At 38.8% G+C, this 25,155-nt stretch carries 22 protein-coding genes and 1 pseudogene; 7 read left to right on the top strand and 16 right to left on the bottom strand.

Features of this window, described 5'->3' with window-relative positions; translation table 11 throughout:
• Positions 1-339: 339 nt before the first annotated feature.
• From smpB to secG, 6 genes are all read right to left on the bottom strand, one after another.
• On the bottom strand, positions 340-807 hold the full coding sequence (smpB, locus tag ACYQ73_RS26390) for an SsrA-binding protein SmpB (RefSeq protein ID WP_049669013.1): 468 nt from the start codon (positions 805-807) through the stop codon (positions 340-342).
• 117 nt (positions 808-924) lie between these two features.
• Entirely contained in the window at positions 925-3,462 is a 2,538-nt protein-coding gene (gene rnr / locus ACYQ73_RS26385) for a ribonuclease R (protein ID WP_460015174.1), read from the bottom strand.
• Positions 3,463-3,499: 37 nt separating this feature from the next.
• Positions 3,500-4,246, bottom strand: a complete 747-nt coding sequence (locus ACYQ73_RS26380; RefSeq protein WP_134022635.1) for an alpha/beta hydrolase — start codon at positions 4,244-4,246, stop codon at positions 3,500-3,502.
• A 272-nt stretch (positions 4,247-4,518) separates the two neighbouring features.
• Entirely contained in the window at positions 4,519-4,692 is a 174-nt protein-coding gene (locus ACYQ73_RS26375) for a hypothetical protein (RefSeq protein ID WP_460015173.1), read from the bottom strand.
• Positions 4,693-4,710: 18 nt separating this feature from the next.
• Positions 4,711-5,178: a hypothetical protein gene (locus ACYQ73_RS26370; protein WP_460015172.1), complete on the bottom strand. Its 468-nt coding sequence runs from the start codon at positions 5,176-5,178 to the stop codon at positions 4,711-4,713.
• A 301-nt stretch (positions 5,179-5,479) separates the two neighbouring features.
• Positions 5,480-5,707, bottom strand: coding sequence for a preprotein translocase subunit SecG (secG, locus tag ACYQ73_RS26365; protein WP_460015171.1), 228 nt, complete (start codon positions 5,705-5,707; stop codon positions 5,480-5,482).
• Positions 5,708-6,334: 627 nt separating this feature from the next.
• Here secG and ACYQ73_RS26360 point away from each other — a divergent pair.
• The 7 genes from ACYQ73_RS26360 to dltD all read left to right on the top strand — a co-directional run bounded on the left by ACYQ73_RS26360 (position 6,335) and on the right by dltD (position 14,405).
• The gene (locus ACYQ73_RS26360) at positions 6,335-7,579 is read left to right on the top strand and encodes a transglutaminase domain-containing protein (RefSeq protein ID WP_460015170.1); all 1,245 of its coding nucleotides are present in this window, start codon (positions 6,335-6,337) and stop codon (positions 7,577-7,579) included.
• A gap of 268 nt (positions 7,580-7,847) precedes the next feature.
• On the top strand, positions 7,848-9,488 hold the full coding sequence (locus ACYQ73_RS26355) for an alkaline phosphatase (RefSeq protein WP_460015169.1): 1,641 nt from the start codon (positions 7,848-7,850) through the stop codon (positions 9,486-9,488).
• Positions 9,489-10,148: 660 nt separating this feature from the next.
• Positions 10,149-10,286 carry a teichoic acid D-Ala incorporation-associated protein DltX gene (locus ACYQ73_RS26350; RefSeq protein WP_049669007.1) on the top strand — a complete coding sequence of 46 codons (138 nt, stop codon included), beginning with the start codon at positions 10,149-10,151 and terminating at the stop codon, positions 10,284-10,286.
• A gap of 18 nt (positions 10,287-10,304) precedes the next feature.
• Positions 10,305-11,777: a D-alanine--poly(phosphoribitol) ligase subunit DltA gene (gene dltA / locus ACYQ73_RS26345; RefSeq protein WP_460015168.1), complete on the top strand. Its 1,473-nt coding sequence runs from the start codon at positions 10,305-10,307 to the stop codon at positions 11,775-11,777.
• Positions 11,774-12,937 (top strand): D-alanyl-lipoteichoic acid biosynthesis protein DltB, encoded by a 1,164-nt coding sequence (gene dltB, locus ACYQ73_RS26340; RefSeq protein ID WP_460015167.1) that lies wholly within the window; start codon positions 11,774-11,776, stop codon positions 12,935-12,937. The genes dltA and dltB overlap by 4 nt, the downstream gene beginning before the upstream one ends.
• A gap of 62 nt (positions 12,938-12,999) precedes the next feature.
• Positions 13,000-13,233: a D-alanine--poly(phosphoribitol) ligase subunit 2 gene (dltC, locus tag ACYQ73_RS26335; RefSeq protein ID WP_053485840.1), complete on the top strand. Its 234-nt coding sequence runs from the start codon at positions 13,000-13,002 to the stop codon at positions 13,231-13,233.
• Positions 13,230-14,405 carry a D-alanyl-lipoteichoic acid biosynthesis protein DltD gene (gene dltD / locus ACYQ73_RS26330; protein ID WP_460015166.1) on the top strand — a complete coding sequence of 392 codons (1,176 nt, stop codon included), beginning with the start codon at positions 13,230-13,232 and terminating at the stop codon, positions 14,403-14,405. The genes dltC and dltD overlap by 4 nt, the downstream gene beginning before the upstream one ends.
• A gap of 437 nt (positions 14,406-14,842) precedes the next feature.
• On the opposite strand, the pseudogene ACYQ73_RS26325 reads toward dltD, so the two are convergent.
• From ACYQ73_RS26325 to ACYQ73_RS26280, 10 genes and pseudogenes are all read right to left on the bottom strand, one after another.
• Positions 14,843-15,370 (bottom strand): annotated as a pseudogene (locus ACYQ73_RS26325) (DinB family protein).
• 39 nt (positions 15,371-15,409) lie between these two features.
• Positions 15,410-15,826 carry an N-acetyltransferase family protein gene (locus ACYQ73_RS26320; RefSeq protein ID WP_460015165.1) on the bottom strand — a complete coding sequence of 139 codons (417 nt, stop codon included), beginning with the start codon at positions 15,824-15,826 and terminating at the stop codon, positions 15,410-15,412.
• A 189-nt stretch (positions 15,827-16,015) separates the two neighbouring features.
• The gene (locus ACYQ73_RS26315) at positions 16,016-16,528 is read right to left on the bottom strand and encodes a GNAT family N-acetyltransferase (protein ID WP_460015164.1); all 513 of its coding nucleotides are present in this window, start codon (positions 16,526-16,528) and stop codon (positions 16,016-16,018) included.
• 363 nt (positions 16,529-16,891) lie between these two features.
• Positions 16,892-18,184 carry a phosphopyruvate hydratase gene (eno, locus tag ACYQ73_RS26310; RefSeq protein ID WP_460015163.1) on the bottom strand — a complete coding sequence of 431 codons (1,293 nt, stop codon included), beginning with the start codon at positions 18,182-18,184 and terminating at the stop codon, positions 16,892-16,894.
• A gap of 2 nt (positions 18,185-18,186) precedes the next feature.
• Positions 18,187-19,728 carry a 2,3-bisphosphoglycerate-independent phosphoglycerate mutase gene (gene gpmI, locus ACYQ73_RS26305; protein ID WP_460015162.1) on the bottom strand — a complete coding sequence of 514 codons (1,542 nt, stop codon included), beginning with the start codon at positions 19,726-19,728 and terminating at the stop codon, positions 18,187-18,189.
• Entirely contained in the window at positions 19,721-20,482 is a 762-nt protein-coding gene (gene tpiA / locus ACYQ73_RS26300; RefSeq protein WP_460015161.1) for a triose-phosphate isomerase, read from the bottom strand. The genes gpmI and tpiA overlap by 8 nt, the downstream gene beginning before the upstream one ends.
• 236 nt (positions 20,483-20,718) lie before the next feature.
• Positions 20,719-21,903: a phosphoglycerate kinase gene (locus tag ACYQ73_RS26295; protein WP_460015160.1), complete on the bottom strand. Its 1,185-nt coding sequence runs from the start codon at positions 21,901-21,903 to the stop codon at positions 20,719-20,721.
• 430 nt (positions 21,904-22,333) lie between these two features.
• Positions 22,334-23,350 carry a type I glyceraldehyde-3-phosphate dehydrogenase gene (gene gap / locus ACYQ73_RS26290; protein WP_460015159.1) on the bottom strand — a complete coding sequence of 339 codons (1,017 nt, stop codon included), beginning with the start codon at positions 23,348-23,350 and terminating at the stop codon, positions 22,334-22,336.
• A gap of 125 nt (positions 23,351-23,475) precedes the next feature.
• Positions 23,476-24,507, bottom strand: coding sequence for a sugar-binding transcriptional regulator (locus ACYQ73_RS26285; protein WP_460015158.1), 1,032 nt, complete (start codon positions 24,505-24,507; stop codon positions 23,476-23,478).
• A 174-nt stretch (positions 24,508-24,681) separates the two neighbouring features.
• Entirely contained in the window at positions 24,682-24,924 is a 243-nt protein-coding gene (locus ACYQ73_RS26280) for a hypothetical protein (protein ID WP_460015157.1), read from the bottom strand.
• Positions 24,925-25,155: the final 231 nt, after the last annotated feature.

Genomic DNA, 25,155 nt, shown 5'->3' with positions numbered 1-25,155 from the left:
AAAATTGGCTAGCTCACAATGATTATAATCGCTTTCTATTAGGGTTATTCATCTTGCTGTAGTATGATTTACTGTTTGTTTTGACTTTTGAGCAATTACGCAGATCGTTTTGTTTGATGGTAGCAAACTAGCTTCTTTTGCTGACATTATTACGTTCCTCGAAAATAAATGCTCTCTATGTTCATAAACATAAATTTTCGTCCTATTGTAAGAATGCTTTCCTCCTATATATGCAGATAAGTTCTTTATTATATGTCCTTTAGAACTCGCCCTGTGAATTCTATCCGCCCAAATACAAAAAGCTCACCATCCAAAAACAGTGAGCTTTCAAACAATCTATTAATCTTGATTCTTTGCTTTGAAGGCACGTTCCATGTCGCGTTTTGCTTCTTTTTTGCGCATATCGTTACGTTTGTCGTAATCCTTTTTACCTTTGCCGACGCCGATTAAGAGCTTGGCGTAGCCGTCTTTGATATACATTTTTAGTGGGACGATTGTGTAGCCATCACGTTTTACAGCACCGACTAGCTCGCCGATTTGCTTTTTGTGAAGCAGTAGCTTGCGGGCGCGCAGTGGGTCGTGGTTAAAGCGGTTGCCTTGTTCGAATGAGCTGACATGCATATTGTTGATCCATGCTTCACCGCTGCGGATTTGTACATAGGATTCTTTTAGTTGAACCCTTCCTGCACGGATGGATTTAATTTCTGTGCCTGTGAGCACCATGCCCGCTTCGATTGTTTCTTCAATGAAGTAGTCGTGCCCGGCTTTTTTGTTTTGTGCTAATACTTTTCCAGTACCTTTTGCCATTTTATTCACCCTCTACTTAAAGGATAGCAGGGTCAACCTGCTCTTATTGATAAAGTGAAAGCACCCGCTTCAAATTGCTTTAAAGCGCTAATTGGTGCCTTCACCTATATTTTTACGTTATTTACGTTTTGGTTTTTTCTTTTTGTTTTTCTTGGCGACGCCCTCGTAGAACTTTTGCTTTTGCTTCACGCCTTTTTTAGGGCCTGGGCTTGAGCTATCTTTGCGGCGTCCTCGTGGATCACGGTCGTTTTCACGTCGTTCTCCTTGTCCGCCTCGTCCTTCTTCGTTACGACCACTGCGACTGCCACGTCCGCCCCGTTCTTCTTCGTTGCGGCCACTGCGACTGCCACGTCCGCCTCGTTCTTCTTCGTTGCGACCATTGCGACTGCTACGTCCACCTCGCTCTTCCCCGTTGCGACCACCTTTGCGGCCATTACGACCATCTTTGTTGTCGCTATAATTTTTGCGTGCGTGAATAACAGTAGGTGCTGCTTTTCGAGTTCGTCCATAAGACGTTACCATTCCGACGATTTCAAAGTCAATCGATGACTCCTCAATAATAACATTTGCTACACGTACTGTAACTTCATCACCAATACGGAATTGACGATTTGTACGTTCACCAATCATCATCATTTGACGATCGTCAAAGCGGTAGTAGTCATCTGTCATATTGCTAATATGGACAAGTCCTTCAATCGTATTTGGCAGCTCCACGAAAATCCCGAAGTTTGTAATGGATGAGACGATACCTTCAAACTCTTCACCAATTTTATCGGACATATATTGTGCTTTTTTCAGTGCGTCTGTATCACGTTCTGCATCGACAGCACGGCGTTCACGCTCTGACGTATGGTCAGCAATTTCATCCATCGCCATACCCCACAGTGCAACTGTTTCTTTTGATGTATCTTTATTAATTAAATACGTACGAATTAAACGATGGACAATTAAGTCCGGATAACGTCGAATTGGTGACGTAAAGTGTGTATAGAAGTCTGTTGATAAACCAAAGTGACCTAAGCTTTCAGGGTAATATTTTGCCTGCTGCATGGAGCGTAGAAGCATTGTTGAAATAACAGGTTCCTCTGGCATGCCTTCAATGGCCTTTAATACATCCTGTAACGCTTTAGGGTGTACTGTGTTTCCTGTACCTTTGATTAAAATACCGAAATTCGTGACAAATTCAAAGAAGCGTTGCAGTTTTTCTGGCTTTGGATCTTCGTGAATACGGTAAAGGAACGATACATTCATCCAATGGAAATGCTCTGCTACTGTTTCGTTGGCAGCTAGCATGAAATCTTCAATTAATTTCTCAGCTACTGTACGTTCACGTAATTCAATATCTACTGGCCAACCATCTTCGTCCACAATCACTTTAGATTCTTTAAAGTCAAAGTCAATTGCACCACGCATTTCACGTTTAGTACGTAAAATGTTAGACAGCTCAGCCATATGTTTAAACATTGGTACTAGTGGTTCATAGCGGGCAATTAGTGCTTCGTCTTGCCCCTCTAAAATTTTGTAAACGTCTCTATATGTCATACGCTCAGTTGTTTTAATGACACTTTGGAATATTTCATGTGAAATCACATTACCATTTGCATCAATAATCATTTCACAAGACAGTACTAGACGGTCAACCTGTGGATTTAATGAACAGATACCGTTCGATAATCGATGCGGAATCATTGGAATAACGCGGTCTGTTAAATATACACTCGTCGCACGATCATAAGCTTCAATATCTATTACAGAGCCTTGTGTTACATAATAACTAACATCTGCAATATGTACGCCAAGTTTATAAGTACCGTCTACATTTTTTGTTACGGTTACAGCATCATCCAAATCCTTTGCGTCAGCTCCATCGATTGTCACAATCGTTTCGTGGCGTAAATCACGGCGGCCCTCTAAATCTGCCTCTGTAATTTCATCTGGCACTCGTTGCGCAGCAGCAACTACTTCTTCCGGGAATTCAGGTGGAATGTCATGCTTATATAAAATAGAGAGAATATCCACACCTGGATCATTTTTGTGCCCTAAAATTTTTGTAATATAGCCTGTTGCAGATTTTAAATCCTCTGGCCAAGTAGCGACCTCAACGACAACCTTGTGTCCGTCGACTGCTCCTAGCGTATCTCCCTTAGCAATGAAAATGTCCATCGGAAGTTTTTTATCATCTAACACAACAAAGCCAAAGCCTCGATTTGCTTGGAACGTCCCAACAAAGCTCGTTTGTCCACGCTCTACTACCTTTGTCACCGTACCTTCACGACGATCACCGAATGATTCCTTTAAAACACGTATCAAAACGATATCGCCGTTAATCGCACCATTTATTTCATGCGGTGGAATGAAAACATCATCCATCCCCTCAATATCAGGTGCCACAAAGCCAAAGCCTTTCGCATGCCCAATAAATTTACCTCGAAGTAAATTCATGCGCTCTGGCAGGCCATAACGATTGGAGCGAGAACGCACAACTAAGCCTTGCCCCTCCATACGCACTAACGTTTTCACTAATTCTTTAAATTCGTCAGCATCTTTAAAACCAAATACATCCTCGATTTCGCCAACGGTTAATGGTTTATATTCTTCTTCACCGAAAAAATCGAGTAAACGACTTTGTAGTGTATCTTTCTGGTCTTTCATAATTTCCCTCCTTCATGAGAAAATCCTAATTATATTTTTATTGTGCCCAATTTAAGCTTTCTAAAAAGCGATAAATATCTTCATGTAACTGATCTTTTTCTTGATCTAATGTAATAACATGTTTTGAGTTTTCATACCACTTGATCTGTTTTTCAAGTGACTCAGTTTGATTATATATAATGTTGGCAGATTCTGTCTCAATTACCTCATCATTTGTCGCCTGCACGACAAAAATTGGTGCATAAATCATGTCAATCTCTTGACGTGTCCGAGCAATAAACTCTCGCAACTCCTGTAGAGATGGCATGCCCTTTTCAGCAATCAACGCAACCTCAGCCTCAATTTGCTCCTCGTCTTTACCTTGGAACTTTTTATAGTCCCTCGCATATTTTAGAACACCTTGAAACATAACATCTGTTGTACGCATCGTCATAGGAGAACACATTGTCACAATACCTTTCACTGGGTTATTCAGCGCAACATTTAAAGCCATCACACCACCCAATGACAAGCCAGCAACAGCAATCTCCTCATAGCCCGCATCCTGCAGCTGTTTGTACGCGGCTACGACATCCTGCCACCAATCAGCAGGACCTGTTGTAATAAGTTCCTCAGGTTCCACACCGTGACCTTTATAATGAGGTGCTAATGTAGTATACCCTTTTTTCTCTAAAAATCTACCAAGCATCCGCACATCCGCCGAGCTTCCCGTAAACCCATGCAATAACAAAACTGCTCTAGGTCCTGCCTGAAAGAAAAAAGGCTGTGATAACGATTTTTTCATTGCGAGCTCTCCTTCATCCAAATACATATACTATAACCATTATAGCCATACTGAAGCTTCCTCAAAAGTTTTGGCGATTGTTACATCTTTTATGAGGTTTTATCGGTTAATTTGATAGTTTTTTTCAGCATTTTGATGGTCTTTCTGGCAATTTTAGATTCTATCCGGCATTTTGGCTCTTCTATCCACGAATTCGGGGATTCTATCCATCATTTTGGCTCTTCTACCCACGAATTTAAGGATTCTATCCACCACTTTACCTTTTCCACCCGTCATTTTGCGATTCGCGGGTATTCGCTTCGCTTCCGCGAGTATTTACCTGCCTTCCCCGGGTATTCACTCCGCTTTCGCGGGTATCTCACTGCCTTCCGCAGGTATTCACTTCGCTTCCGCGGGTATTTCTCTGCCTTCCGCGGGTATTCGCTTCGCTTCCGCGAGTATTTCACTGTCCCGCGCGCGTGTATTCACTCTGCTTCCGCGAATATTTCACTATCCCGGCACGTGTATTCACTCCGCTTCCGCGAATATTTCACTATCCCGGCGCGTGTATTCACTCCGCTTTCGCGAGTATTTCTCTGCCTTCCGCGGGTATCGCTTCGCTTCCGCGGATATTTCACTACCTTCCGCGGGTATTCGCTTCGCTTCCGCGGGTATTTCACTACCTTCCGCGGGTATTCCACTGTCTTCCGCGGGTATTCGCTTCGCTTCCGCGAGTATTTCACTGTCCCGCGCGGGTATTCACTCTGCTTCCGCGAATATTTCACTATCCCGGCGCGGGTATTCACTCCGCTTTCACGAGTATTTCTCTGCCTTCCGCGGGTATCGCTTCGCTTCCGCGGATATTTCACTACCTTCCGCGGGTATTCATTCCGCTTCCGCGGGTATTTCCCTGCCTTCCCCGGGTATTCGCTTCTCTTCCGCGAGTATTTCACTATCCCGCGCGTGCATTTCACTATCCCGGCGCGTGTATTCACTCCGCTTTCGCGAGTATTTCTCTGCCTTCCTCGGGTATTCACTCCGCTTCCGCGAGTATTTACCTGCCTTCCGCGGATATTCGCTTCGCTTCCGCGAGTATTTACCTGCCTTCCCCGGGTATTCACTCCGCTTTCGCGGGTATCTCACTGCCTTCCGCAGGTATTCACTTCTGAACTAACTATGTATTGGCATCCAAATAATTAGTACCATAAAAGAAAACGCCCAACCAATAAAGGTTAGGCGATATATCTTCAACTATTAGATTTTTGTAATAGCGAGTGCTAAAATAAAGAATAATATTGCTAACACAATTGTTGCACGGTGAAGGATTAAATCCATTCCGCGTGCTTTTTGCTTTCCAAATAGTTGTTCAGCTCCACCCGAGATGGCACCTGACAAGCCTGCACTTTTACTAGATTGAAGTAATACTACAACGATCAACGCTACTGAAACGATAACTAATGAAACTAATACTACTGTATGCATTCACTGCACCTCCCGAACTTCGAACATCACAACATAATATATTATAACAAAAAAAGGTTCTCTTGACAAACTGAGATTAATAAATATCCTCTTTCTCCCTCCGTTAGTTAGTTTTTCTAAAAAATCAGCATACCATCTTGCTATCACATTATCCTATAATAGTTAAAAGTATAGTCATCACTAAAATTTCAAAAAAATGCCATTCGCATGAGTTGATTGGCGTGGAGGTTAGATTACTCCTTGGGGATTAGCGACACAGAAAACACCCTGCTGAAAGAGGAACGAAGGTTAAGAGCATCACGTCCTGTGATAACACTTTCGTAACTAACATCCTGCTGCTGCCGCTAAGTTGCACTACGCTTTCGCGCAGAAAACATTTGCTGCTGCCGCTACGTTGCACTATGCTTTCGCACAGAAAACATTTGCTGCTGTTGCTTCGCTTTCGCACAGACAAAACACCATGCTGCCGCTACGCTTACACACAAAAAAACATCTGTTGCCGACGATTCGCTTTTACATAAAAGACATCTGTTGTCCCAAGCGGCTTATCGAACGTCCCTAGGAAAGCTCTGAATCAACCTCATGTTTTAGTGATGAGTTAAAAATGTAATGATAATGGGAGGAATTATGAAAAAGAGTATATTGCTGATTTTTTTACTTATTATTTTAAGCATGCTTAGCGCTTGCTCAGCTGCTATTAAGGCCGTCGAAATATTAGTACCCGAGGAACCTGATTCCGGAGAAGAGACTTCTGTGGACCTTAAGGAGCCTACTAGTAAAGCTCAATCAGTTGAATTTGCTGCGGAAGACCTTTTTTCAACGACAATATTTAAGCAAGATCCTGCTTTGCTTCAATTTTCAAAAAAAGTTGAGAAGCAAATAACAAAATTTGATACAAACTTTACTATAGTTTATAAAGGAAAATTAGATTGGGATGCATTTGAAAAACAACTAAATGATATTTATAACATAATTAATTTCGTAAATCCTTATACAGCAGGATACGTCAAAAATTACAATTGGGAAGCATGGGAAATAGATAATGGTTACGAGGTAGAGTTTGATTTTACATATTTAACAGATGCCAAGAAGGAAAAGAAAGTAGATGCTTATGTAGAGAATTTTGCAAATAAGTATATTACAAATGACATGGATGATTTTCATCGTGCTAAAGCCGTAAATGACTTTGTAGTACAACTAGCCACTTATTCTGGTGAAGATGCTTCAGAAGGTCAATCTGTTTATGAATTAGTTAGTAAAGAAACTGGTGTTTGCCAAGCTTATGCACTATTAGCCTACCGTTTATTTTTGGCGGCCGGTCTTGATGCTAAATATGTATATGGCTATAGTGATAATCAGCTTCATGCATGGAATTTAGTAAGTGTTAATGGTGATTGGTATCATGTTGATACGACTTGGAATGATGTTAATCCTGATGAACCATATGCTATTTCCTACGCATATTTTTTAGTGAATGACGAGAAACTAAGTGAAGATCATATATGGGCAAAAGATAACTATTTTGAGGCTACAAGCAATGCGTATGATTTTATGCATGATATGTGGTACGCAGATACTGTTGGCAATGTTATTTATTATAATAGCATGACTGATAGCATGTTATACGCCTATGATTTAGCAACAAAACAAAATAGACAAGTTACAGAAACATCCTGCTATTACCTGGCTGCTGCTGAAGATGCGATTTATTGCAGTGATTATGATAATGCCGGCTTTTTAACAAAAATATTTATAAACGATGGCTCAGAAGAAGTATTATTAGAGGAAGAGGTTCTAAACTTGTTCATTGATGATAAAGGGGTTTTGTTATACGAAACCATTGACGGTGAAAAATATTCACAAAATTTATAACCAATGCTTCCATCAATCATTAGATAGTAAGTCAGATTCTATTTTCACATTCAGTTGTTAGTTTTCGTGAAGGCTGGGCGACTCTTTAGGGGTTAGGTTCACAGATGAGCCTGGAGGAAAGTGCCCAGTCGGAACGGAAATCACCCCCACACATTGGTTATATACACCAAATTTAACAATATCCCCACAATATCATAACAATTAATTCATCGTAGCTTTACAACCTTCCTTTACACTTACTTGTGAATTGATCTTAAGGAGGAAAGTCATGAAACACTCAAAAAAATGGAGTTCATTGTTGTTAGCAAGTGCAATTGCTTTATCGTCGATTAGTATCGCTCAACCGCAAGTACAAGCTGCTCAAGTAAAGAAGCCAACAAATGTGATTATGCTCGTGATGGATGGTAGTAGTAATAATGCCGTTACACTTTCTCGTTGGTATAAAGGTCAAAGTTTAGCGATGGATGAAATTTTATCAGGGGGCGTGCGTACATACTCTGCCGATTCGGCCATTACTGATTCAGCTCCTGCCGCTACTGCGTTAGCAACTGGCCATAAATCAAATGATAAATTTGTGGGTGTGTTACCGTCTGTTATTAATTCACCAGGGCTTAAGCAAATTGCCAAAGAGGATGCTTTTAGACCTGTAGCTAATGTTTTAGAAGGAGCTAAACAAAAGGGCAAGGCGACTGGACTGATTTCTACTTCGGAAATTCAGCATGCCACACCAGCAGGCTTTTCTGCACATGTTAATAATAGAAGCCAATATGATAACATCGCTGAGCAGCAAGTTTATCAAAACATTGATGTCGTATTAGGTGGTGGCTTTGAGTCTTTGGCACCCGGCACAACTAAAAATGCTCGAAAAGATGGCGAGAATTTAGTGGATGTCCTTAAAGAAAAAAATTATGACATCGTGAAAACGCGAAATGAGCTTCTAAATAGTAAATCGTCAAAAATTTGGGGAAGCTTTGCTCCAAGTGCTCTTGCCTACGATTTTGATCGTGCCAAAACAAAAGCATCTGAGCCAACTCTTGCTGAGATGACTAGTAAAGCTATTGATACGCTCAAAAAGGATGATGATGGTTTCTTCTTATTTGTAGAAGGCAGTAAAGTGGATTGGGCGGCTCATGCCAATGACACAATTGGCATGATTAGCGATATTTTATCGTTTGATGCTGCAGTTAAGGAAGCGATTGATTTTGCAAAAGAAGATGGCAATACTATGGTCATAGCTGTTACAGACCACGGCAATAGTGGGATTACAATGGGTAATGCTAACACGACAAGTACTTATTCCAACACACCTGTTTCTGCCTATATCGATCCTCTAAAGAAAGCTAAAATGACAGTTGAAGGTGCGCTAAGCCAATTAAAAGAAGATAAATCAAATATTGTAGAAGTCGCTGCACTTTATGGATTAGATGATTTATCTGCGGACGAGCTTGCAACATTACAATTAGCTAAAGACCCCGGAGAAGAAATGGTAAAAATGCTTGCCAACCGTGCTAATATTGGCTTTACAACCGGTGGGCATACTGGTGATGATGTGTTCTTATACTCATTCGGACCATCTAAAATTACAGGTCTTGTAGAAAACACAGATTTAGCACATGCGATGGCAAAGTTTATGGGCTTCGATTTAAATAAGCTGACAGATGATTTATATATACCAGCAACAAAAGCGTTTACAGAAAAAGGATATACATCTAAAATAGACTTAGCTGATAAAGAAAATCCTAAATTTATAGCACAGAAAAATAATGTAACCGTAACAATCCCAGTTAATAAGAACATTTTAATATACGAACAAGACAAGACAGCAAAAACACATACCTTTGACACTATCAATGTCTACAACGGTACTGAATTTTATGTTTCTAAAAAAGTTTTAAATGTAATCAAATAAGGGCTTTTACGAGTAGTTATGGATCACTGCTGTAGGTTTCTTGTATTCGTTAAAGTGGGATAAAAATAAGAGTGCTATCATAAGTTGAGATGTTTAACTTGATGGTTGCACTTTTCTTTTTTCAAATTTGTTTTTGCAACAGTCCTCGAAAGATTACCACTTTCATCATCTGCTTAACATTTTTGCAGCTTCCATTTGGGTTATCTCCTTTTACATCTAACCACATTTTATACCAATATTTTCCGTAGGATTTACTTTGATTTTACTTTCATTTATTATGCTTAATGTAACGAAAAAATGGATTGTTTCGAATGCCCTATATCGAAATTTAAGGATTTTTTAAGTACCAATGAAGCGGAAAAACAGCGATAATAAAGGTGATTGTAATTTTAGTAAAATTCAAGTTATGGGTGAAATAAAGTCATTTTCTTTCCTTCATTTTAGTTAAGTTTTCCGAAACCTTAATTTTACCTTAAATTAATCTTATGATTTTATGAATATCAAGGAATTTAGCAACATTTTTATCTACAATCCGTCAAAACAGTGTTAAAAATTATTAGGGTGTAAAATTAATTTTTAGAAAAAACTTGAAAAAATATCTATTTATTTATATATTTACAAAGTTATAATCTTTTTTCATTTTTAATCGGAGGTGGACATATGCAATCCATTAAAAATAATGAGGTTTTACGTTTTATAGGCTTTACGTTATTTTACTTCATCATTTTAGTGCTCTTGTTTCTCATCCATGGTTTCCATGATATGAACGCAGGACCATTTATATATACGGAATTTTAAGAAAAGGAGATATAAACTATGTTAAGTATTTTAGAGGCTATTCAAAAAGTGGCACAACAGCATCCACATAAAACTGCATATCAAACCAATAGTGATTCCTTAACGTATGGTGAGCTTTGGCATCTTTCTGATTGTGTAGCACAATATTTAATGGCTCTTGATTTAAAAAGACAACAACCGATCGTCGTCTACGGGCATATGTCCCCTTTACAAATCGTTGCCTTTTTAGGAGCTGTAAAGGCAGGTCATCCATATGTACCGGTTGATTCTTCTACACCGTCTGAAAGGTTACAAATTATAATAGAAGCTTCTCAGGCTTGTTTACTACTAAAAACTGAAGAATTAAGCTTAAATCAATCAGTCCCTGTAGTGGAAGTAAGTGATTTAGTGGCACAAGCTACTAGCATTTCGACAGAGCCTTCAACATGGGTTAAAGATCAAGAAATTCATTATATTATTTACACATCTGGTTCTACTGGAAAGCCAAAAGGTGTTCAAATTACAGCCGATAATTTAGCACATTTTGTTGCTTGGATGCATGAACATTTCCCATTACAGGAGTCTGGTGTGTTTCTAAATCAAGCGCCTTATTCCTTTGATTTATCTGTGATGGATTTATATCCTGCACTCGTTAGTGGGCAAACACTTTACGCTATTAAGCAAGAGCAAATTGCTAATCCAAAAGCGTTATTTGAGTCATTAGCTTCATCTGATATTCGCGTTTGGACGTCTACACCTTCCTTTGCGAAGATATGTTTAATGAACAAAGAATGGGATCAGGCGTTAATGCCTTCTTTAAATACGTTTTTATTTTGCGGAGAGGTTTTACCAGTATCCGTATCGAAAGAATTAATGCAGCGCTTCCCACAAGCTTCTATTTTTAACTTATACGGTCCTACAGAAACAACCGTTGCCGTATCTTATGTAGAAGTAACAAAGGAGCTTTTAGAGCAATTTGACCAATTACCAATCGCTCCTCTATCTGAGCCTAATCTATCCTTGCAAGAAGATGGCGAGATTATTATTTCTGGACCGACTGTAAGTGCAGGTTATCTTGGGGCACCTGATTTAACACTTAAGGCGTTTCCTACAATAGGGGATCAGCGTATTTATAAAACCGGGGACGTTGGTTATGAAAAAGATGGCTATCTATTCTTTTCTGGCCGAAAAGATTTCCAAGTAAAACTACACGGTTATCGTTTAGAAATCGAGGAAATTGAAAAGCAAATTGGCAATCTCCCACTTGTTTCTAGCTGTGTTGTTATACCTATTTCAAAAGATGATGAAATTGTTTCACTAAGTGCATTTGTTGTTCTACGAGAACCATTGACAGACTCTGCCTTCAAAATGACGAAGCAGCTTAAAACATTGTTAGCGGAGTATTTACCATCTTATATGATTCCGAAAACGTTCAAATACATTGACACTTTACCTTTAAATACTAACGGTAAAGTTGATCGTAAAGGATTGGCGGTTATGGAAACAGTATGACGGCTTATGGAAATATATTTTTTTTCATCATCATTGGTATTTTATTAGTGCCAACCATTATTTTAGGACTACGTGGGATATCAGCTAAACGCTATAATATCTTTATTTCGATTGTCGTGTTAGCTATTATTTTTGGTAACTCCCCGCATGGCTCAATTTCTCTTATACTATTTACAGTATTTCAGTTATTATTAATTGTCGTTTACCAAAAATATCGCTCACAGAAGAATAGCACGCCCGTATTCGTAATTGCTGTACTGCTGTCCATTTTGCCACTTGTACTTGTGAAGGTTCTGCCTATGCTTGGCCTTCATAATTTATTTGGATTTTTAGGGGTATCCTATATTACCTTTAAATCGGTACAAATGATTTTAGAAACACGTGATGGCTTAATTAAGGATAAAATTTCAGTAGTTGAGCTTGCTTATTTCTTACTGTTCTTCCCAACAATAACTTCGGGACCTATTGATCGTTGGAGACGCTTTTATAAAGATTTGCACACAGTGCCATCTAGTCAAGACTATCAAAAGCTGCTGTTAAGTGGGATTAATTGTATTTTTGTAGGCTTTTTATATAAATTTATTTTGGCTTATTTAATATACAATTACACACTTATTTATTTACCAAATCAAACTTATAACTATTTGACACCTTTTCAAGGGCAAATAGCGTATATGTATATGTATAGTTTTTATCTATTTTTCGATTTTGCAGGTTATAGTGCTTTTGCAGTTGGTGTCAGTCGCATTATGGGTGTTCAAACGCCAATTAACTTTAACCGTCCATTCACGAGTCGCAATATTAAAGACTTCTGGAACCGTTGGCATATGAGTCTTTCATTCTGGTTCAGGGATTATGTTTATATGCGCTTCGTACTTTGGATGACTAAGAAAAAATGGATTAAAAACAAATATACAGTTTCTTATCTTGGCTTCTTTTTACTGTTCTTTTTAATGGGTATTTGGCACGGATTAGAATTGCACTTTGTTGTCTACGGTCTCTACCATGCCTTGTTAATTATATCCTTCGATAAATTTGAACGTTGGAATAAAAAGCGTAAGATTTGGCCAAAAAATAAATGGACTCATGCAATCGGCGTATTTATTACGTTTAATGCCATTTGCTTTGGTTTCTATATTTTTTCAGGAACATTATTTTAATTAATGGCTCTGTTCATATTTTTATGAATAACGCAGCCTAAACAATAAAGGAGATTTATAATATGGATAAACAACAAGTTTTAGAAATGTTAGTAGAATTATGCGAGGACGATATCATTTTAGAAAATCCAGATATTGATTTATTTGAAGAAGGACTTCTTGATTCATTCGGTACAATTAATTTATTAGTGGAAATTGAAAGCCGCTTTAATATCTCAGTGCCAATTACTGATTTCAACCGTGAGGAATGGAACACGCCAAATCGTATTGCAGCGGAATTAGCTGAAAGACAATGATTAAGAAAGGCTTTCTATCATTATTAATTGCTTTTGCTCTTTTTGCTGCCTTGATATTCTTCCCTAATTCATGGATAAAAGCTTGGATTTCAGATGAAGATGTAGAGCAGGCAAAGACAAGTATGTCTCCATTAGTGTTCCAAGGGATGTATTTCCAGGAGCGAATGTTACAGGAGCCTAATGCTATGCCTTTATATGGCTCCTCAGAATTAAATCGTTTTGATCCTTTCCACCCTTATAATTATGCTCGAGCTACAAATGCTCCGTATACGACATTTATGGTCGGACGTGGTGGAATGCAGTCTATTACGCACTTTTTAAATTTTGCTGCACAGGAAAAGAATTTAAAGGATAAGAAAATTGTTTTCATCATTTCCCCTCAATGGTTTACGAAAAAGGGCATGAATGAATTACATTTCTCTCCTAACTATTCGATGTTGCACGCTTATGATTTAGCATATAATAAAGACATTGACGAAGATCTTCGAAATCGAGGTATGAAACGGCTGCTTGAATTTGATACTGTCAACCGCGATGACCTGCTAAGAACAATTTATGAATATAAATTATCTGGTGGTAAGGAAAAACCAATCCTCGGGCGACTTGCAATGATGGCCGGCCATGTCCAAAAGGCACTTTTAGAGAAAAAAGATTTGTTTTACTCGCTATTCCCTCGAGAGGGAAGTAAGTTAAAAAGCAATGACAAACTAGTTGTAGACCAAACGTTTGAGCAACAACTACAAAATGCCGAAAAATATGGCGAAAAACGTGTTTCCAATGATTTAATGATTGAAAATAAATTTTATAAACGTCTTGTAAATGCTAATATTAAAAAGTTTGAAGGAATGCGCAAAAACGAAGATTATACGACTTCACCTGAATATGAGGACTTACAGCTTGTCATTGATATTTTAAAAGATGCTGGTGCAAAGCCTCTATTCGTCTCTATTCCAGTAAATGGTCATTGGTATGACTACACTGAATATCCTGCTGATCGTCGTGAAAAATATTACGAAAAAATGAACAAGATATTGACTGATAATGGTGTTCCATTTGTTGATTTCTCTGGCCATGACTATGATCCTTATTTCATTATGGATACGATTCATATCGCATGGAAGGGCTGGGTCTATCTAGACCAAGAGCTAGACAAATATTGGGCACAGAAATAATAGTGCATTGTTCTAATAGGGACAGTCTAAAGTGTTAATCACTGAAGACTGTCTCTTTTTTTGTAGATTATCTTTGATGGCAAATGCAATGTTTAGAACTTATTTTCGAAGACTATTGTGTCAATGAAATAAAGGTGTCATATATTCATTAAAGTATGGCTTCGGCAAAACGTGGGTTGATTTCCGTTCCGACAGGGCGCTTTCCTGGGGGCGTCCGATGAGCCGCTTCGCTTCGCTGCAGGGTCTCATCTGTGACGCTAATCCCCAAGGAGTCGCCCAGTCTCCACTCCAATCAACTATTTCTCTTTGCGTGTTTTTTCTGGTGTTTCATTCTAATCTATAGTGATAAAAGAAACTGCAATAAGATGTGTTTTTGTGCGAAAGTGAGTAGCCTGGAAAGGAAAACAATGAAAAACGTATCCTTAATTCCACATTCCTCAATTCTTTTTTAATATTCCTAAGTATTCATTCCACGGTCCAACATCTGTTGTATATCGTTCTGCCATTACTCGAACAATTTGAGAAATATGTGTTAAGTCATGAACAACCCACGTAGAAAGCAATTCCCTTACCTTCACCACACCAAAATCAGGATGGTACCCCTTTCAATTCTAGATGCACATCAGGATTAAGAAGAGCCTGAAGCTTGTTTATATTTAAAGCTCTAATCTCTTTAAATTCCAATAATGCTTGTTTAATAGAACCTTCATTCTCTTTGTGTAAATGAGCGTATCGATTAAAGGGGGGAAATGCCTTTCCTTCACCTTCCTTAAGGATAAATGCTAACCGTGGTATCCAATTGTTCTTCTCTCCCTCAATCAGATGATTTATCACTTCATGTGCATTCCAAGTTCCTTCCCCTTCATTGCATTGTAGCCACCATCTGATAATCCGGTCAAAAAATACGCCAACGTTTGCGGTGTACGCTCCAGAATTTCAATAGCTTCATTCATATTAAAATTCACGCTACTCCCTCCTTCAAATGACCTTACCTTCTTTATCCGTTATTCATATATCATGACCCAATATTTTTCCTTATCCCCTTCTTCATTTACCTTCTTCCAACCATTCTTCTCATAAAATTTCAAAGCTTTGTGATTTTCGGATACACATTTTAATCTTAACGGTTTATTCATTTTTTTAATGGAGGCATTTAGTAAGTGACCCCCTACACCTTTACCTAAGAAATCTGGATGAATAAATAAATTATGAATGAAGTTATCTGGCAAGTATAATGAAGCAAATCCAAGTATATGATGGCCCTCTTCCGCTACAATTATATGTTCTCCTATAGTATCTTTATCAAAATCGTCTAAAGTCAATTCTTCTAAAGCAGCCCAATGGAAATTTTTACGCCGCGATTCCAGATAAATTATTCTTAATTCTGGGTAATCTAATTCATTTGCTTCTCTAATATTCACATGCTCACCTTTGCTTTCTTAATAATTTTAAATGACTAATCAATTATGCCTCGGCATAATTGCGTCCGGAGGCTTTAAGGCCCATAATGTTTTTTGCGCGAAAGCGAAGTGCTAACGCAGCGACAGCGGCAACAGTACGATGTTGGTCACTAAGTCGTGTGTTGTTGCTTTCGTTACAAAAGACATTTGCTAAAAGGAGTTAAATGAAAACAGTCTAAGTTCATCAGCATCATCGGAAAATTGGATTAATCTTTCAAACTTCAAACCTACTTTTTCGAGTAGCTTGGCTGAAGCGTCATTATCTTGAGTTGTGATAGCTACAATACGATTTAACCCTAGCATATCTATACCATATGCCATTGTTGCTGAGGCTGCTTCATAGGCGTATCCTTTTCCCCAATACTTAGGCAGAAAAGCGAAGCCAATATCCACATCTTCTAGCGACTCTCTTTTAACTAAACCACAAATTCCAATGGGGGTTTGATCTTCTTTTCTTTCAACTAAATAAAGACAAAAACCAAATTGCTCATACATGCGAGTTGGTCCATTTACTATATATTCACAAGCCTCCTCCACTGTTCTCACACCGCGATCACCAATGAACCGCAACCATGAAGGATCATTCACTAGCTCTAGGATAAAATCCGCATCATCTGTTGTTTGCAAGCGAAGGCTAAGTCGTTCTGTTTCAAAAATTTTCATCGTATTTCTCCTTTCAGTATTAGTTTCCCCTATATGTAATTTATGTTTTGAATTAAATATATAATAACGGACTAAACATTGCACTTGCATAGTTTTCAACAAGTGCATTTATTCCATTAAAACTTGGCAAGGTCTTTTTACAATATTTGTCGAATAATAATCTATAAAGGCAGTAAATTATGGAAGAGTGGGGTTGATGTATTGAAAAATAAGTATTTTATTTTTAGTTTCCGAGCAGTTTCCGGGTTACCCAATCACTTTGCCAAAAGCTGCCCCTCAAAACCCGTTCCACCAACAAAAAAATCGCCTCAAAAGTATGTAAATACCTTTGAGGCGATACTAGTAAAGCTACTTAGTAATAGCTTATTTTAAGTTATAGAATGATTTTAAACCAAGGTACTCAGCTGTTGAACCAAGTTGATCTTCGATGCGAAGAAGTTGGTTGTATTTAGCTACGCGGTCTGTACGAGATGGAGCACCTGTTTTAATTTGACCAGCGTTTGTAGCAACTGCGATATCAGCAATTGTTGCATCTTCAGATTCACCAGAACGGTGAGAGATAACTGCTGTGTAACCAGCGCGTTTTGCCATTTCGATTGCTTCAAATGTTTCTGTTAACGTACCGATTTGGTTTACTTTGATAAGGATTGCATTACCAACACCTTGCTCGATACCAGCTGTTAATTTTTTCGTATTTGTTACAAATAGATCGTCACCTACTAATTGTACGCGAGCGCCAATACGATCTGTTAATAATTTGTGTCCAGCCCAGTCGTTTTCGTCTAAGCCATCTTCAATTGAGATGATTGGGTATTTATTTGTAAGCTCTTCGTACCAGTCAACCATTTCTTCAGAAGTTTTGACAACACCTTCACCGTCTAAGTGATATTTGCCATCTTCTTTATTGAATAATTCAGATGAAGCAACGTCCATTGCAAGTTTTACTTCTTCACCTGGTTTATAGCCAGCTTGTTCGATTGCTTCTAAAATTACAGTAATGGCTTCTTCGTTAGAACCAAGGTTTGGTGCGAAACCACCTTCGTCACCTACAGCTGTATTATAGCCTTTAGCTTTAAGTACTGCTTTTAAGCTGTGGAAGATTTCAGCACCCATACGTAATGCATGACGGAATGATTCTGCACCTACAGGCATTACCATGAATTCTTGAATGTCTACGTTGTTGTCAGCGTGAGCGCCACCATTTATGATGTTCATCATTGGTACTGGTAGTTGTTTTGAGTTAAATCCACCAAGATATTGATAAAGAGGTACATCTAAGAAATCTGCCGCAGCATGTGCAACTGCCATTGATACACCTAGAATGGCGTTGGCACCTAGTTTACCTTTGTTTTCTGTGCCATCTAGCTCGATTAAAGCTTTGTCGATGACTACTTGATCAAGAACTGAGTAGTTACCTTCTAGCTCTTGAGCAATAATTGTGTTTACATTTTCAACTGCTTTTAATACACCTTTACCTAGGTAACGAGATTTGTCACCGTCGCGTAATTCTACTGCCTCATATTCACCTGTTGATGCACCTGATGGTACGATTGAGCGTCCAAAAGCACCTGATTCTGTAAATACTTCAACTTCTACCGTTGGATTCCCACGTGAGTCTAAAACTTCGCGCGCATAAATTTGTGTAATAAATGGCATAATTAATTCTCCTCTTTTTCAATTAATGATTGACCTGTCATTTCAGAAGGTTGTGACACCTCTAATAATTCTAACATGGTTGGCGCCAAATCGGCTAAAATGCCACCATTTCTTAACATTAAATTTGGTTTTGTCACAATTACTGGAACAGGATTTGTTGTATGAGCTGTCATTGGAGCCCCTTCTAAAGTAAGAACTTCATCAGAGTTACCATGGTCAGCTGTAATAATAGCTGCGCCACCTTTTGCTAGGAGTGCATCTACTACTTTACCAAGACATTCATCGACTGTTTCAATGGCCTTGATTGTTGGCTCTAACATTCCGCTATGCCCAACCATATCAGGGTTAGCAAAATTAAGAATAATGCCATCAAATTTATCGGCCGCAATCTCTGCAAGTAATGCTTCTGTTACTTCATAAGCACTCATTTCGGGTTTTAAATCGTATGTTGCAACTTTTGGAGATGCAATTAAAATACGCTCTTCCCCTTCAAATTTCTCCTCACGACCACCACTCATAAAGAATGTAACATGGGGATACTTTTCTGTTTCTGCAATACGAAGCTGTGTTTTGCCATTAGAAGCTAACACTTCACCAATCGTATTTTTCAAGTTATCGTTTTCATACGCAACTTGAGCATTTACTTCATCACTGTAATGTGTGAATGATACAAATTTTAAATTTTTTGGCTGGTTAGCTGATAAAGCGAAGCCATCAAATTCACTATTTGTAAACACTTTAGACAGTTGAATTGCACGGTCAGGGCGGAAGTTGAAGAAAATAACAGCGTCATTATCGTCAATTGTTGCCACTGCTTCTCCATGCTCTTGAACGCTAAATGGAATAACAAACTCATCTGTTACATCACGCTCATATGATTCAGCTACGCCACTTGCTGCGCTGGTAGCTGTTTGACCAACACCATCTACTAGTACATTGTACGTAAGGGCTACACGATCCCAGCGTTTATCACGATCCATTGCATAATAACGACCATGAATAGAAGCGAATTGACCTACGCCAATGTCCTTCATTTGTTTTTCAGTTTCTTCAATATAGCCTAAAGCTGTTGATGGTCCAACATCACGGCCATCTAAGAAACCATGTACAAAGACTTTGTCTAAGCCTTGTTGTTTTGCAAGCTTTAATAGTGCAAACATATGCTCATAATGGCTATGTACGCCACCATCTGAAAGTAAGCCCATAATATGAAGCTTAGATTGATGAACCTTAGCATGTGCTATGGCATCCAAAAATGCTTTATTCGTAAAGAAATCTCCTTCACGAATAGATTTGTTTAAGCGTGTTAAGCTTTGATAAACAATACGTCCAGCACCGATATTTAAGTGTCCTACTTCAGAGTTCCCCATTTGACCTTCAGGTAACCCCACCGCTTCACCAGCTGCCGTTAATGTTGAATGTGGGAAATCATTCCAAAAACGATCGAAGTTTGGTTTGTTTGCTTGGGCTACTGCATTTCCGAAAGTTTCGTCGCGAAATGCAAAGCCATCTAGAATAATTAATGCTACTGGCTTTTTAGGCATTTGCTGCCGCCTCCAATAATTGTAAATATGATTCTGGTTGTAAACTTGCTCCACCGACTAAAGCGCCATCGATATGCTCTTTTGATAATAATTCCTGAATGTTCTCAGGTTTTACGCTACCGCCGTATTGAATACGTACAGCATTGGCTGTTTCAGCATTATATAATTCCTTCACTACTGCACGAATTGCTCCACATACTTGGTTAGCATCTTCTGCTGTAGCTGTTTTACCTGTACCGATTGCCCAAATAGGTTCATAGGCGATCACCATATGTTCTACTTCTTGTGCTCCAAATCCAGCAAGTGCTGCTGTAATTTGATGAGCAACCTTTTGCTCAGTAGTCCCCGCTTCACGTTCCTCAAGCGTTTCTCCACAGCAAATAATTGGTACAATATTATGCGCCAGTGCTGCAGCAACCTTTTTATTGATGGCTTCATCTGTTTCGTTATAATATTCACGTCGTTCAGAGTGTCCTAAAATAACATAGTCTACTTCCACACTTGCTAGCTGAGCTGGACTAATTTCTCCAGTGAATGCACCTTCGTTTTCATAATGCATCGTTTGTGCACCAATTGCTAACTCAGATTCACTAGCAACTTGCACAAGCGTAGGTAGGTAAAGTGCTGGTGCACAAACAACAGCGTCTACTTTATCATTTGAAGGAAGTTTGTCCTGTACCGCATCAACAAACTGTATAGCCTCTTCAAATGTTTTATACATTTTCCAGTTACCTGCAATAATTGGTTTACGCATCATTCTTGCCTCCTATGTTTTTTATTCATTAAATCAATTATGCCTCGGCATAATTGCGTCCAGAATCGCCTTTGTGCTTAGGCCTGCACGATGCAGGTCAGTTAGCCGTTATCGCATGGATGCGATGATTTTAGGCTAACATCCCCTAAGAACTCCTTTCCGATTCCGTGACATCCGCCGGAGGCTTTAACTTCTTTCAGCGGGTGTTAAGACACCTACTGAAAGAAGTTAATGTTTTATTTATCGTTTAATGCCACAATTCCAGGAAGTTCTTTCCCTTCCATTAATTCAAGTGATGCACCGCCACCTGTAGAAATATGGTCCATTTTATCGGCAACTGCAAATTTTTCTACTGCCGCTGCAGAATCCCCGCCACCAATAACTGTATAACCAGCTGTTGTTGCCATAGCGTCAGCTACAGTTTTTGTACCATTCGCGAATTTATCCATTTCAAAGACACCCATTGGTCCATTCCAAATGATTAATTTAGAATTTTTAATAACTTCTGCATATTTAGCAGCTGTTTTCGGACCAATATCTAAGCCCATCCAGTCCGCTGGAATAGCCTCTACATCGACAATTTGTGTTTCAGCATCTTTTGAAAATTCGTTTGCGACAACGGCATCGATTGGCATATGTAATTGCACGCCTTTTGCCTTTGCTTTTTCAATAAAGGATTTTGCTAAATCGATTTTATCCTCTTCTAATAAAGATTTTCCGATATCATAGCCTTGCGCTTTAATGAATGTGAATGATAAGCCACCACCGATAATTAGGTGGTCTACTTTTTCTAATAAGCTTTCAATCACACCAATTTTGTCTTTAACTTTGGCACCACCGATAATTGCTGTAAATGGACGCTCTGGGTTAGATAATGCTTTACCTAGCACATCTAATTCCTTTTGCATAAGGAAACCAGATACTGCTGGTACATACTTAGCAATTCCTTCAGTTGACGCGTGTGCACGGTGTGCTGCACCAAATGCATCATTGACATAAACGTCTGCTAATTTTGCAAATTGCTCTGCTAATGCTGGATCATTTTTCTCTTCGCCAGCGTGGAAGCGAACATTTTCAAGAAGAATAATGTCACCATTTTGCATATTTGCAACCGCTTCTTCTACCTCTTGACCAATTGACTGATCTAATTTGGTAACAGGTTTATCCATTAATTCAGCTAAACGTACACCGACTGCAGTTAGGCGCATATCCTCTTTTACTTCACCCTTTGGACGTCCTAAGTGAGAAGCTAAAATTACTTTGGCACCTTGTTCCATTAAATAGTCAATTGTAGGAATTGCTGCTCGAATACGTGTTTCGTCAGTAATCGCACCATCTGCCATCGGTACATTAAAATCAACACGTACAAATACGCGCTTACCTTTTACATCAATATCTTTCATCGTCTTCTTATTTAACATGAAGAAACCCCCTTCAAAGTTTTTTAGTCGTGAATTACCTGGATTCACCCATCTTGGCTCGTCACATCATTCACTTACCTGTATTAGATAAAAATAGTTGGTCCATCATTACATAGGATTGATTCTATTTAACAAGCCTATTCAGCTAATATCATCCAGCACCTAATCGGAGCGGAAATCAACCCACGTTATGGTGAAGTACCCTTTTACTTGCTTTTATAGTAGCAAAAGTCACGTTCTATGTCTTGCAATTACATAACCAGTCACATGACCGCCTTATATTACGTATAAAAAAGGAGTAAGGGTAAATTTCCCTTACTCCCATTACCCTTGTATATTATATCTTCTAGATATTATAAAGGCTATACTTTTTGTGCGCAAAAAGCAGTATTATGTCACACTTTTTACTTAAGTTATCGAATTATGACACTTATTTAGTGTTTAATCCTTTTTCTGCGATATATAAAGCTAAGTCCATTAAACGAGTAGAGTAACCAATTTCGTTATCATACCATGCAAGAACTTTTACCATACTATTTTCTAATACCATTGTAGAAAGACCATCTACAGTTGAAGAGTTATGGTTACCATTGTAGTCAATTGAAACTAATGGTAGTTCGTTGTATCCTAAAATACCTTTAAGCTCATTTTCTGAAGCTTCTTTTAATACAGCATTAATAGATTCTTTCGTTACTTCTGCTTTTAGCTCCACTACTAAGTCGACACATGAAACGTTCGGTGTCGGTACACGCATAGAGAAGCCATCTAATTTACCTTTTAATTGAGGTAATACTTTAGAAACTGCTACTGCTGCACCTGTTGTTGTTGGAATCATTGACACTGCACCAGCACGTGCACGACGTGGGTCAGAGTGCGGGAAGTCAAGGATACGTTGATCGTTTGTATATGAGTGAATTGTCGTCATCATACCGCGTTCAATACCAAATTTTTCATCAAGTATTTTTGCAACTGGCGCTAGACAGTTCGTTGTACAAGAAGCATTTGAAATAACATCATCTGTTTCAGGGTTGTAATCCTCATGGTTAACACCCATAACAAACGTTGGCATTTCACCTTTCGCTGGCGCTGAAAGAATAGCTTTTTTAGCACCTGCTTGAATATGCTTACCTACTTCTTCCATTGAGCGGAATCTACCTGTACATTCAAGTACTACATCAACACCAAGTTCACCCCAAGGTAAATTAGCAGGATCTTTTTCAGCATAAACTTTAATGTTTTTTCCATTTACTACGAAAGAATCGCCGTCTGCATGAACATCAGCATCGTAGATACCATGTACTGAATCATAAGTTAATAAGTGTGCAAGCTGACCTGCATCTGTCAGGTCATTTACTGCAACCACTTCAAATTCATCGTGCTTCATAGCTTCACGAAATACTAATCGTCCAATACGTCCAAATCCATTAATAGCTAATTTTAATGCCATTGTCAATTCCTCCAATATTGTTTAAATAATTAATTTTGCCTCGGACATTTATAATATCCACAATTGGCTTTATTCTCATTCATAGAGTGTTGTAGCACTCGTTGAAATTTGAGTGACATAGTAATTTATAAAGAAGGTAAACCTTCAGCGATAGCTTTTGCGGCTACCTCATCCGTTATAAAAATGGTTTGCTTTGGTGCTACCTTAAAGTACGATAGCATTGCCTTCACTTTTTGTTTACCAGCAGCTACTGCAATGACTTGCTTACTTCTTTGCACTTGCTCAAACTGAATACCGATTGTTCGAATTCGATGTACAATTTCGCCTTCTGCATTGAAATAATAACCAAATGCTTCACTTACTGCACCCTTTTCTTCGAGTATTCGTAAATCCTCAGGCGATGAATTACGACGAACAGCCATTTCTTCTGCTGAGCCAATACCATGAATAACACAATCTGCACGATCATAATAACTCATCATTTCAGTTACCATTGGCTCTGTTAACATTGCTTGATAGGCCTGCTCACTTAAATGCTCCGGTAAAAATAATGTGCGATACTGTGCATCCATCTGCATGGCAAATGTTGAGACAAGTGTATTGGCTTGCATTTGCATTTCATGCCCAATACCTCCACGAGCAGCAACAAATGTGATGTTGTTTGCATCAGCTGGATGTAAAAATTGCGCCAGTGATGCAACCGACTTGCCACCAGTAACAGCGACAATTTGACCGTCAAAACTTGTTGACATAAATTGTTGTGCTGCCTCTTTTCCAAGCAATGTTAATATCGTATCGTCTTCATTGAAATCACCTGGAACAACAATTACATGCTGTAAGCCAAAATGGTTTTTCAGTAATTTAGCTAGCTGTGTAAGGCCAGACCATTCGTAGACTAGTGCTCGAAGCTTATCAATAACTAGTTCACCTTCGTCTGTACATACCATACCCGACTTTTGAGAATCTAATAACCCTTGCTCACGTAAAATATCCGTTTCTTTACGAATTTCTCGTTCAGTCATTTTAAGTGAATCAGCAAGTGTACGACGCCCAATTGGCTGCATAAGCTGAACTGTTTGCAAAATACGATATCTCGATTGTAGAAGCGGATACATTTCTGGAAGTAGCCTTTGCTGTGCCTCAGGTACAGATAACATATTAATCTACTCCCTTTTCAATAGCGGTGGGTTATTTTTCGTCCCACTATTTAAAATTATGTCCCACTTACAATTTCATTATAATACGCTTTAAAATAAAGAGCAAGTAAATGCTATGTTTTGGTATTGAAAAATAATTTAAGCATCGTGCCCTAAATGTGGATGCACTAAGGCTTATATAAGCAGAAAGACAATTGCAAAAAATTGATTGGGTGATTGGAGTGGAGGCTGGTCGACTCCTTGGGGATCAGCAATAGCGGAACGAGGGCTAACAGCATCACGTCCTGTGATGACGCCTTCGTGACCAACACCATGTTGGCCCGAGACCCTGCAGCGAAGCGGATGTTTTCTGTGCGAAAGCGTAACGGCAGCAACAACAAATGTTTTATCTGCGCGAAAGCGAAGCGTCAGCGGCAAAGCGGCCAGCAGGAACGGAAATCACTCCCACGTTATGAGTTTGGTTAATCTAAATAGGGTGTTTAGTTTCTATTAATAAAAAACTCGTAACCACATTGTCATGGCTGAACTGCACCCCAATTGTTAGACACATCTAACAATTGGAGGTGCAGTTTTTCTATGGCTAAATATACTGTAGAAGATAAATTACAAGCAGTTGAGCGTTACTTAAATGGAAATGAAAGTGCTAAT

The organism is Lysinibacillus sp. CTST325, from assembly GCF_054665055.1.
Note: the sequence above shows the minus strand (reverse complement) of the source record. Positions and strands in the feature narration are given on the sequence as shown.

What these genes read in the sequence shown, in the direction of transcription:
- gap (WP_460015159.1), bottom strand. Translation starts at nt 23,350, where the DNA reads ATGGCATTAAAATTAGCTATTAATGGATTTGGACGTATTGGACGATTA.
- dltC (WP_053485840.1), top strand. Translation starts at nt 13,000, where the DNA reads ATGGATAAACAACAAGTTTTAGAAATGTTAGTAGAATTATGCGAGGAC.
- ACYQ73_RS26350 (WP_049669007.1), top strand. Translation starts at nt 10,149, where the DNA reads ATGCAATCCATTAAAAATAATGAGGTTTTACGTTTTATAGGCTTTACG.
- ACYQ73_RS26285 (WP_460015158.1), bottom strand. Translation starts at nt 24,507, where the DNA reads ATGTTATCTGTACCTGAGGCACAGCAAAGGCTACTTCCAGAAATGTAT.
- ACYQ73_RS26295 (WP_460015160.1), bottom strand. Translation starts at nt 21,903, where the DNA reads ATGTTAAATAAGAAGACGATGAAAGATATTGATGTAAAAGGTAAGCGC.
- rnr (WP_460015174.1), bottom strand. Translation starts at nt 3,462, where the DNA reads ATGAAAGACCAGAAAGATACACTACAAAGTCGTTTACTCGATTTTTTC.
- dltA (WP_460015168.1), top strand. Translation starts at nt 10,305, where the DNA reads ATGTTAAGTATTTTAGAGGCTATTCAAAAAGTGGCACAACAGCATCCA.
- smpB (WP_049669013.1), bottom strand. Translation starts at nt 807, where the DNA reads ATGGCAAAAGGTACTGGAAAAGTATTAGCACAAAACAAAAAAGCCGGG.
- ACYQ73_RS26355 (WP_460015169.1), top strand. Translation starts at nt 7,848, where the DNA reads ATGAAACACTCAAAAAAATGGAGTTCATTGTTGTTAGCAAGTGCAATT.
- ACYQ73_RS26380 (WP_134022635.1), bottom strand. Translation starts at nt 4,246, where the DNA reads ATGAAAAAATCGTTATCACAGCCTTTTTTCTTTCAGGCAGGACCTAGA.
- tpiA (WP_460015161.1), bottom strand. Translation starts at nt 20,482, where the DNA reads ATGCGTAAACCAATTATTGCAGGTAACTGGAAAATGTATAAAACATTT.
- eno (WP_460015163.1), bottom strand. Translation starts at nt 18,184, where the DNA reads ATGCCATTTATTACACAAATTTATGCGCGCGAAGTTTTAGACTCACGT.
- dltD (WP_460015166.1), top strand. Translation starts at nt 13,230, where the DNA reads ATGATTAAGAAAGGCTTTCTATCATTATTAATTGCTTTTGCTCTTTTT.
- dltB (WP_460015167.1), top strand. Translation starts at nt 11,774, where the DNA reads ATGACGGCTTATGGAAATATATTTTTTTTCATCATCATTGGTATTTTA.
- ACYQ73_RS26360 (WP_460015170.1), top strand. Translation starts at nt 6,335, where the DNA reads ATGAAAAAGAGTATATTGCTGATTTTTTTACTTATTATTTTAAGCATG.
- ACYQ73_RS26315 (WP_460015164.1), bottom strand. Translation starts at nt 16,528, where the DNA reads ATGAAAATTTTTGAAACAGAACGACTTAGCCTTCGCTTGCAAACAACA.
- secG (WP_460015171.1), bottom strand. Translation starts at nt 5,707, where the DNA reads ATGCATACAGTAGTATTAGTTTCATTAGTTATCGTTTCAGTAGCGTTG.
- gpmI (WP_460015162.1), bottom strand. Translation starts at nt 19,728, where the DNA reads ATGCCTAAAAAGCCAGTAGCATTAATTATTCTAGATGGCTTTGCATTT.